9 protein-coding genes and 1 pseudogene are annotated in these 9,535 nt (G+C 62.9%); 1 reads left to right on the top strand and 9 read right to left on the bottom strand.

The window, feature by feature from the left end:
* Window positions 1–132 precede the first annotated feature (132 nt).
* The 5 genes and pseudogenes from ABID59_RS33785 to ABID59_RS33765 all read right to left on the bottom strand — a co-directional run bounded on the left by ABID59_RS33785 (window position 133) and on the right by ABID59_RS33765 (window position 5,230).
* Complete coding sequence (locus tag ABID59_RS33785) at window positions 133–951, bottom strand: aldo/keto reductase (RefSeq protein ID WP_354086227.1); 819 nt, start codon at window positions 949–951, stop codon at window positions 133–135.
* Window positions 952–1,214: 263 nt separating this feature from the next.
* Window positions 1,215–2,774 carry an alkaline phosphatase D family protein gene (locus ABID59_RS33780; protein ID WP_354086226.1) on the bottom strand — a complete coding sequence of 520 codons (1,560 nt, stop codon included), beginning with the start codon at window positions 2,772–2,774 and terminating at the stop codon, window positions 1,215–1,217.
* A gap of 118 nt (window positions 2,775–2,892) precedes the next feature.
* Complete coding sequence (locus tag ABID59_RS33775; RefSeq protein ID WP_148754567.1) at window positions 2,893–3,312, bottom strand: hypothetical protein; 420 nt, start codon at window positions 3,310–3,312, stop codon at window positions 2,893–2,895.
* A gap of 108 nt (window positions 3,313–3,420) precedes the next feature.
* Window positions 3,421–4,423 (bottom strand): annotated as a pseudogene (locus ABID59_RS33770) (NAD(P)H-dependent flavin oxidoreductase).
* 69 nt (window positions 4,424–4,492) lie between these two features.
* The gene (locus ABID59_RS33765; RefSeq protein WP_354086225.1) at window positions 4,493–5,230 is read right to left on the bottom strand and encodes an SDR family oxidoreductase; all 738 of its coding nucleotides are present in this window, start codon (window positions 5,228–5,230) and stop codon (window positions 4,493–4,495) included.
* A 164-nt stretch (window positions 5,231–5,394) separates the two neighbouring features.
* Here ABID59_RS33765 and ABID59_RS33760 point away from each other — a divergent pair, with 164 nt between their 5' ends.
* Window positions 5,395–5,862: a winged helix-turn-helix transcriptional regulator gene (locus tag ABID59_RS33760; RefSeq protein WP_354086224.1), complete on the top strand. Its 468-nt coding sequence runs from the start codon at window positions 5,395–5,397 to the stop codon at window positions 5,860–5,862.
* Here ABID59_RS33760 and ABID59_RS33755 read toward each other — a convergent pair.
* The 4 genes from ABID59_RS33755 to ABID59_RS33740 form a co-directional block, all read right to left on the bottom strand.
* Complete coding sequence (locus tag ABID59_RS33755; RefSeq protein WP_354086223.1) at window positions 5,859–7,478, bottom strand: DHA2 family efflux MFS transporter permease subunit; 1,620 nt, start codon at window positions 7,476–7,478, stop codon at window positions 5,859–5,861. The two genes, ABID59_RS33760 and ABID59_RS33755, sit on opposite strands and share 4 nt — an antisense overlap.
* A complete protein-coding gene (locus ABID59_RS33750) occupies window positions 7,475–8,632 on the bottom strand; it encodes an HlyD family secretion protein (protein ID WP_148754572.1) in 1,158 nt (385 codons plus the stop codon). Before ABID59_RS33750 ends, ABID59_RS33755 begins: the two co-directional genes overlap by 4 nt.
* 213 nt (window positions 8,633–8,845) lie before the next feature.
* A complete protein-coding gene (locus ABID59_RS33745) occupies window positions 8,846–9,004 on the bottom strand; it encodes a hypothetical protein (RefSeq protein WP_187435241.1) in 159 nt (52 codons plus the stop codon).
* A gap of 30 nt (window positions 9,005–9,034) precedes the next feature.
* Window positions 9,035–9,409 (bottom strand): PRC-barrel domain-containing protein, encoded by a 375-nt coding sequence (locus tag ABID59_RS33740; protein ID WP_148754573.1) that lies wholly within the window; start codon window positions 9,407–9,409, stop codon window positions 9,035–9,037.
* Window positions 9,410–9,535: the final 126 nt, after the last annotated feature.

The following is a 9,535-nucleotide window of genomic DNA, read 5'->3' as shown; positions in this document are numbered from 1 at the left end:
CAAAGACCATGCGAGACGGCTGGAACCGTCTCGCTGCTACGCTCGAGGGATATGCTCTTGCTAACCAAGAACAAAATCCGGGAATCCCATAGCCCACAGGGGGAGAGGGTAACGTTGCACGTGCGTCGACATTTAATCCCAAGCAGGTGCGAAGCCCGGATTGACGCAACGCCTGTCCTTCGGCAGCGCTGCGATCTTGTTGCGGTCGGCGTCATCCAGCTTGATCTTCAGCGCGTCCAGATTGGCCTGCTGGCTCTCGCGGCGCGATGCCTTCGGGATCGCGGCGACACCATCCTGGTCGAGCAGCCATTTCAGCGCCACTTGCGCCGCGCTTGCGTTGTGTTTCGCGCCGATCTCGGCGAGCACCGGATCGGATGCAACGCGCCCCTGCGCGAGCGGGCAATAGGCGACAAGCGGTATCGACCTGGAGTTGAGATAGGCCAGCAACTTCGATTGATCCAGCATCGCGTGATATTCGATCTGATTGCAGGCGATCGGCGCCTTGACGTCCTCGACCGCGACCTTGAGCAGCGCCGTGGTGAAATTGGCGACACCGATCGCTCGCGTGCGCCCCTTCTCCTTCAGCTTCATCAAGGTCTCGAACACCGCGCCCCAGTTCGCCGACTTCGACGGCCAGTGCACCAGATAGAGATCGACGTGGTCGAGCCTCAGTTTCTTCAGGCTGTCATCGAAGGCGCGGCGGATCGCGTCCGGCGCCAGGTTCTCGTGCCAGACTTTTGTCGTGATGTGCAGCTCGCCGCGCGGCACGGAGGCCGCAGCCAGCGCGGCGCCGATGGCTTCCTCGTTGGCATACATCTCGGCGGTGTCGATGTGGCGATAGCCGATCGACAGCGCGCTCTCGACCGCAGCGCGGCAGGCGTCGCCCTGCATGCGGAAGGTGCCGAGGCCGAGCTTGGGCATGCTGATGCCCTGTGTTTTCAGATTGTCCATTGAACAGGCTCCTGAGCATTTCAGCCCGCCGGATGCGCGCGGCGATGCCGCGTGAGCAGTCTCTTCGATGATGGAAAAGAGATGGCGGGAGTGGCCCACTGTAGCGCGGCAGGCGGGCGGCAGCCAATCAAGATCGGGTTAGGTGCTTCCTCACCGTCATGCCCGGGCTTGTCCCGGGCATCCACGTTCTTGACACCACAAGGGGAAGGCGTGGATGGCCGGGTCAAGCCCGGCCATGACGACGGTGAGAATGACCCGTCCCTTTACGAATGCTGCGCCACCATAGCCGGGCGCGCCTGCGGCTGCGGCACGAGATCGACCGACCAGAGATCGCGGTTGTCGACGTCCTTCAAGGTCACCGTCATCACGCCGCTTGTGCCGTCAATGTCGACGCGGCCGAAGAACTGCAGGCCGAAGCAGGGCGCGAGGTTCTCGCCCTGGGTTTCGCTGCACCCGTTCCGGTACATCGCTACGGGGCCAAACGTATTGTCGAGCTCGCCGGGGCCCCAAGTGCCTGCATGCAGGGGGCCGGAGACGAACTCCCAGAACGGCTCGAAATCGCTGAACTGGGCCTTGTTCGGATCGTAGTAGTGCGCGGCCGTGTAGTGCATGTCGGCGGTGAGCCAGACGATGTTGCGGATACAGGCGCGCTTGATGAACGCAAGCAGATCGGCGATTTCGTGCTCGCGGCGGTCGGGCGGGCCGTCGCCGAGCGCGACGGCATCGAGGCTGATCAGCCCGATCGGCAAATCTGCCGCGATCACCTTCCAGGTAGCGCGCGAGGCAGCGAGCTCCCGCTTCAGCCAGGCGAGCTGCTCGGCGCCAAGAATCCAGCCGCGATGATCGTTGCCCTTGTTCCAGGTCTCGTCGCGATAGCTGCGCATGTCGATCATGAAGACGTCGAGCGGCGGGCCGTAGGCGATCTTGCGATAGACCCGGCCCTGGCGCGCGCCGATGTCCCGGATCGGCATGAAGTCGAAGAAGGCGCGGCGAGCACGCGCGACCAGGCGCGGCGTGCCGTCGTCCTCGTAGCCGGCTTCGTCATAGCTGCCGGCGGGCGACCAGTCGTTGGTGACCTCGTGATCGTCCCATTGCGCGAACATCGGCACTTGCGCATGGAACGCGCGAAAATGCTCGTCGAGATGGTTGTATTTGTAGTTGCCGCGGAACTGCGCCAGCGTGTGCGCGACTTGCGCTTTGTCCTCGGTCACGACGTTGCGCCAGATCTCGCCATTCGGCAGCTTCTGCTCGGACGAAATCGTGCAGTCGGCATAGATGTGATCGCCGGAGTGGATGAAGAAGTCCGGGCGGTTGTCGAGCATGGTGCGATAGCTTCGATAGCCGCCTCGCGCGATATCGATGCCCCAGCCCTGCCCCGCGACATCGCCTGACCACAGGAACGAGATCGACTGCCCCTCGGCCGGCGCAGTGCGGAAATGGCCAACGCGGCTTTCGCCGGCAATGCCGCTCGCGATGTCGTCGAAGCGCACGCGATAGAAGACGTCCTGCCCGGGCGGCAGATCGTCGAGCTGCAGTTTTGCGGTGAAGTCTGCGTCGGGCAGAGCGTCGCGCGAAGCGGACGCGATGATGGTCTTGAAGCTCTCGACCGTCGAGCATTCCACCTGCATTCGAGCAGGCCGATCCGCGCGCGCCCAGATCACGGCAGAGCCGTCCGAGACGTCGCCGGACTGGATGCCGCCCGCGATCTGCGGGCGATCGGCGGCACGGCTGATGCTCGGCTTTGCGAGCGAGGCGACGGCGAGGCTGGAGCGGACCAGGAACTGTCGCCGGGTCCATGCGCGTGAAGCGCGGAGCGTTGCCATTCAGGAAACCTTCGTCGAATCGCGACGGAAGGTGCCTGCGCTCCTTGACTCCTACCCTTACGGTTTCTTGACTCTGCGCCTACGATTTTACGACGCGGGGATGACGTTCTCGAACTGGTCAGCGCTTCCAGTTACAGATGCCACCGGAACGACACGGCCAGGTCTGGATACGCGTGTCCATCGCCTGTGCGTCCAGCGGATTGCCGTGACGATGCGCGAGCTTGGTGCGGGCTGCCCCGCGCGGCTGCGCGCTCTTCGCGTGCGCCACCTTCGGCTCGGAGACGTGCACGCGCTCCGCCGCAACCTTCTTAGGCACGTCGACCGGCTCGGCGCGAGCCTGCGCCTCGGTGCCGCCCTTCGCCTCTAGCGCGACTGGAGCAAAATGCGTCTCGGGTCCGAGCCGCTTCGGTGACAGCACGGCCTTGGAGAGGTCAAGGCCAAGGTATTCATCAGGCTTGTAGTCGTCAGCGCGTGCGATGCTGCCCCATGCAAGCACGAGGGCAACGGCAACAGCGAAAGGAACGCTTTTCAGGACCACGGACGCCTCCTGAAATTGATTATTAAAGGAGTAATCTGCGTCTATCTAGGAGGCGCCGCGTGCAATTCCAGCGGTCAACTGCCGCCGTGGTTAAGAAGTTAGGCGATGTCAAGCGACCTTTCGCGTTGCACTCGTCCCGTCCAGGAACCCCATAAGCCGGCTGCGGATGATTTGTTCCGCCTCGGTCATGATGCGATCGACGAGTTCCTTGCAGGAGGGGATGTCGTGGATAAGGCCTGCGACCATGCCACAGCTCCAGGCGCCGGCATCCATCTGCCCGTCCAGCATGACCTTGGGATAGACACCCGCGACCTGGTCGTGGATGTCGTCGATGGTCAGCTTGGCGCCCTTCTCGCGCTCGACCTCGAGCAGGCGGTCGACATTCGCATTCTTCAGCACGCGCTCGGTGTTGCGCAGGGCCCGCATGATCAGGCGGGTGTCGAGTTCGGTCGCCGCGACCAACGCGTTCTTCACGTTCTGATGGACAGGTGCTTCCTTGGTCGCGATGAAACGCGTGCCCATGTTCATGCCGGCAGCACCCAACGACAGCGCCGCGACGAGGCTGCGTCCATCGGCCATGCCGCCCGAGGCCACAAACGGGATCTTCAACTCCTCCGCCGCGCGCGGCAGCAGGATCATGTTGGGAATGTCGTCCTCGCCGGGATGGCCGCCGCATTCAAAACCGTCGACGCTGACGGCGTCGCAGCCGATCCGCTCAGCCTTCAGCGAGTGGCGCACCGAGGTGCATTTGTGGATCACCTTGATGCCTGCCGCCTTCAGCGCCGGCATGTAGGCCTCCGGGCTGCGGCCCGCGGTCCTCCACCGCCTTGACGCCGCCCTCGACGATGGCTGCGATGTATTCCGGATAAGGCGGCGCCGAGAAGGCCGGCAGGAAGGTGAGGTTCACGCCGAATGGCTTGTCGGTCATGTCGCGGCAACGCGCGATCTCCTTGGCGAGCAGCTCCGGTGTTTTCTGCGTGAGGCCGGTGATGATGCCGAGCCCGCCGGCATTGGAGACGGCGGCGGCAAGCTCCGCAAAGCCGACGAAATGCATGCCGCCCTGGATGATGGGGTGCTCGATGCCGAACAGTTCGGTGATCGCCGTCCTCACGTACATATCCTCCCGGAATTTTGCTTCAGCTCTGCTTGGGGACAGTCTAGTCGCACTTCTGCGCCGCGGTCACCATTTCTCTCCGAACGGGCGGATCTCCATCTCGAAGGTCCAGGCACTCTTCGGCTGCTGATAGAGCTGCCAATAGGAATCGGCGACCGCCGACGGCGGCATCAGCAGATCGGGATTATCAAGCGCATTCGGCCCGAGCGCCTCGAGCCGGCGCTGCCGCACCCATTCAGTATCGACACCGGAATCGATGATGAGATGGGCGACGTGAATGTTCTTCGGCCCGAGCTCTCGCGCCATCGCCTGCGCCACCGCACGCAGTCCGAACTTGGCACTGGCAAACGCCGCATAGCCGCTGCCGCCGCGCAAGGACGCCGTCGCACCGGTGAAGAAGATCTTGCCGCCGCCGCGCGGCAGCATCAGCCGCGCTGCCTCGCGCCCTGCGAGGAAGCCTGAATAGCAGGCCATCTCCCAGACCTTGCGAAACACGCGCTCGGAGGTGTCGAGGATCGGAAAATTGACGTTGGCGCCGACATTGAAGATGCAGACCTCCAGCGGCGCATGCTTGTCGGCATCGTCGAGGAAGGAGATGACCTCCTCCTCCTTGCGCGCATCCAGCGAGCGCGCGTGGATCTCGCCGCCGGCGGCCTCGATGTCCTTCACCAGCGGCGCGAGCTTGTCGCCGTTGCGGCGGCCCGCATAGATCGAAAAGCCTTCGGCGGCGAATTTCTTGGCAATCTCGGAGCCGATGAAATCGCCGGCCCCGATCACGGCCGCGGTCGCGTTTCGCTTGGGCAAGGTCGCCTCCTCCGGTGACAGCATGTGATTGGGCCGGGAGGCTATAGTTCTAAAATAGAACTGTCAAACTTTGACGTCGGATGCTAAGTTTCTCTAGAAATACCCCTGATCATTCAAGTCAGTTCTTTTTTCAGACCTATGGCGCCAAGGCCGGAGACGGGATCATGAAGTGGGATACGCTGGACGAGGAGCCCTGCTCGCTCTCCCGCACCGTCGCCGTGGTCGGCGACCGCTGGACGCTCTTGATCCTGCGCGAATGCTTCTTGCGCGTACGCCGCTTCGAGGCATTCCAGTCGTCGCTCCAGATCACGCGTCATCTTCTGTCGGAGCGACTGAAGAAGCTGGTCCGCTTCGGCATCCTGCGCCGCGTCCCCTATTCCGAGTCTCCCAAGCGCTACGAATACATCCTCACGCAGAAGGGGCTCGATCTCTATCCGATCATCATGGCGATGGTGCATTGGGGCGACACCCACATGGGTGACGAGCGCGGCCGCCCGCTGCTGCACGAGCACAAGAGTTGCGGCAAGCTGTTCGATCCCGTGATGGTGTGCTCGGAATGCGGCGAGGCGCTACATGCGAAGCAGGTGCACGTTCATGCGGGACCGGGGCGGCGAGGAGCTGATGCTGCCTAGTGCCCTCGCGCCGGCGAGCGCAAATCGACCGGTCGGATGACCGCGGCAATCGGGATCAACAACGCCGCAATAATGGCAAGCGTCCAGAACACGTCGATATAAGCAAGAAGATCGATCTGCTGCTGGAGGGTCTGGCCGATCCAGGCGATCGCTTGCGAGGCAGCGTCCGTTGCGTTCGAGCCTTGGGCCTGGAAGAAGCGCGTCATTGCGTCGATGGTTTGCTGATAGCCGAGATCGGACGGCGCGGCGTGCTCGATCAGGCGACTCTGATGGAATTGCTGGCGTTGCGCCAAGAGCGTTTGCGCCAGCGCCACGCCCATCGAGCCACCGATGTTGCGGGCGACATTGATCAGGGCGGAGGCCTGGTTGGTCTTCTCGGGTGGCAAGCCGTCATAGGATGCCGTCGTCACCGGAAGGAATAGGAAGGGAAGAGCGACCGCGAGATAGATTCGCGCCAGCGCGGCGTAGCCGTAGCTGATGTCTCCGGTAAGCCCGGTCAGATGCCACATCGAAAGCGCGGCCGTCGCAGCGCCGAACATGATCAGATATTTCGGCTGCACCATCGTGACCAGTCGTCCCGCCACCGGCATCAACATCATCGTCACGACGCCGCTCGGCGACAGCACCAGTCCCGCGAGCATGGCGGTGTAGCCAAGCTCCGTCTGCAAGAGCTGCGGCAATAGCTGCGTCGTTGAGATCAGCACCGCAAATGTGCCAAGCATGACCAGGAAACAGGACCCGAACTGGCGCCTGCCGAGCAGGCGGATGTCGACGATCGGATCATCCCGCATCAACTCCCACGGGATCAATGCGAGCAGGCTGAAGGCGGCAAGCAGTGCAAAGGACAGGATCATGTTCGATCCGAACCAATCATTGCGCTGGCCTTCGTCAAGCACGAATTCGAGTGCACCGAGCCCGATCGCGACCAGCAGGAAGCCGATGTAGTCGACGCGCAGGCCTTTGCTCAGCAGCTCCGCCCTCTCCTCTTCCGCGCCCGACGGCTCCTTGACCAGCGTGCCGACCAGGAACAGCGAGATCAGACCCATCGGCACGTTGATCAGGAACACCCAGTGCCAGGAGTAGGTATCAGTAATCCAACCGCCGAGCGTCGGGCCAATCACTGGGGCGACCACGACTGCGACGCCATAGATCGCAAACGCCTGGCCGCGTTTTTGCGGCGGAAAAGAATCAGCGAGGATCGCCTGCTCGCTGGTCGCCATGCCACCACCGCCCAGCCCCTGCAGAATCCGGAACAACACAAGCGCCTGCAAGCTCCAGGCGAGGCCGCACAACAGCGAGGCCACCGAAAAGGTCGCCACGCAGATCATGTAGAAGCGCTTGCGGCCCATCACGGTCGACAGCCAGCCTGAGATCGACAGCACGATGGCATTGGCGACCAGATAGCTGGTGATGACGTAGGTGCTCTCGTCGATGCCGACCGCGAGCCCGCCTGCGATGTGGCGCAGCGCGACATTGGCGATGGTGGTGTCGAGCACCTCCATGAAAGTCGCGATCGAGACCACGAAAGCGATGAGATATGGATTATGGCCGCCGGCCGCCGAGCGTTCCGGCGACCAGCCGCCGGCAGATGCGCCGTCTTGCGTGGCGTCCGTCATCGCACCCTGGTCCAGGGCACGACCGACATGCCGGGACCAACAGGCAGATCGGCCGGCCAATTGTCGACCACGATTTTCACCGGCACGCGCTGCACCACCTTGACGTAATTGCCCGTTGCATTCTCCGCCGGGAGCAGGCTGAAAGCGGTGCCGGAGCCCGGCTGCACGGAATCGACATGGCCGGTCAGCTTCCGCCCGGGATAGGCATCGATGCGGATCTCCACCGGCTGGCCAGGTCGCATGTCGGCGAGCTGGGTCTCCTTGTAGTTGGCGACGATCCAGACATCATCGGGCACGAACATCATCAGGCTCTGGCCTGCGGTCACGAACGTACCCTTGGCGCCGGAGAGCTTGACGACGCGGCCGGACTGCGCGGCGACAACACTGGTATATTGCAGGTTTAGCTTCGCTTGATCGAGCTGAGCCTGGAACTGCTCGAGCTGCGCCTTGGCACCTTCGAGCTGGGCTTGCAGCGTCTTGATCCCGAGTTGCGCGGCTATCACCGCGGTCTTGGCGCGCTCGGTGTTGGCTTGCTGGGCCTGAAGATCGGAGCGGGTCTGCTGCTGGCGCTGCACGGTGCCGGCGCCCTTCTCGACCAGATTCTGGGCGCGCGCAAATTCCTCCTGCGAGAACTGAAGCTGGGCCTGCGCCTGCTCGAGCTGGGCCTGGGCCTGCTTGATCTGCTCCTGCTGGGAATCGATCTGCGCCTCGACATTGGCGATGTTGGCCTTGGAGACCTCTACTTGCGCCGCTGCCTGATCGACGGCGATGCGATAGTCGCGCTCGTCGATCTTGGCGAGGAGATCGCCGGCGTTGACATGCTGGTTGTCCGTGACCGGGATATCAGTCACGTAGCCGCCGACCTTCGAGGCCACGGAAAAGCTGCGCGCGGCGACAAAGGCGTCGTCGGTAGATTCGTAGTGGCGGACCTCGAGCCAATAGAGCAGACCGCCGGCCAGCGCTGCGATCAGCACGACGGCGCCAACGGTCGCGAGCAGCCAGTGCTCGCGGAGCCGCTCGCGCAGCGACGGGGTCTTGGCCGGCTTCCCGGACTGATCCCTGGTCTGGCGCTCGGGGTCCGGCGAATTCTTTGGAGCTTCCAGCTTCTGCGGTTGCTCCGCGGACGGCCCGCGCTCCCGGGTTTGAGCATCCACTGCGAACACCTCGATCGAAACTATGCAGCGAACGGCTTTGCCATGCGTGCACACCGGGAGCCTAACCGTAGCCTTAAGGCATGGTTCCGGGTTGCGGGAGCACCGCTCTCATTCGTGAATGCATTGCGCAAAAAAGAAGCGCGGCACCATCTGTACCGCGCCCACAAATTTGCCTGCGCATTTGTTCAATGCGTCTTGTTCAGTGCGTCTTGTTCAGTGCGTCTTGGTCTCGTGCCATTTCTCCAGGTCCGGCCTTTTCTCGCCGGACCTCTGCTCCTTCTCCGGATTACCCTTCCAGGGCTTGTCCGTCTGGGCGTGCGATCCCCAGTCATTCTGCTGCCGGGGATCGTCGGTGGGCTTTTCCTGGCTCATCTGATCTCCCTCTGTCTCTCCGCCAACCGGTTAGGCGAAGGGAACACCGTAATAGGCGTTGATGCTGCGCGTCGCGGCGTCATCGCTCCAGTTCCAATCGCTGCGCGCGCCATACTTCGGCGCCCCTTCAAGGGCCTTCGCAGTGATTCCGGTGACATAGCCGCCGAGCTCGGTGTCGTATTTCAGCGACTGCCAGGGCAAGGGATAGTGATCGTTGCCGAGGCCCAGAAATCCACCAAAGCCGAGCACAGCATAGGACACCTTGCCGCTGATCTTGTCGATCATCACGCGTTCGATCGAACCGATCCGGTTGCGATCCGCGCCGTAAACCGACGTTCCCTCGACCTTGTCGCTGCCGATCAGACGGCCCATCTCGGCGCGATCCAGTTCGCCTTGATTCAACATTTGGATCCTCCACTCAGCCAATGTGTGAATCAACTTGCGTGAAGGGGTGATCGTTCCAGAAGGCGCCTGCGGCCAACAGGAACATCGCCGGGAACGCGCTGTTCTTGATGTCAGATCAGGAAACCG

Source organism: Bradyrhizobium sp. S3.3.6 (genome assembly GCF_040546905.1).
GTDB lineage: Bacteria > Pseudomonadota > Alphaproteobacteria > Rhizobiales > Xanthobacteraceae > Bradyrhizobium > Bradyrhizobium cytisi.
Note: the sequence above shows the minus strand (reverse complement) of the source record. Positions and strands in the feature narration are given on the sequence as shown.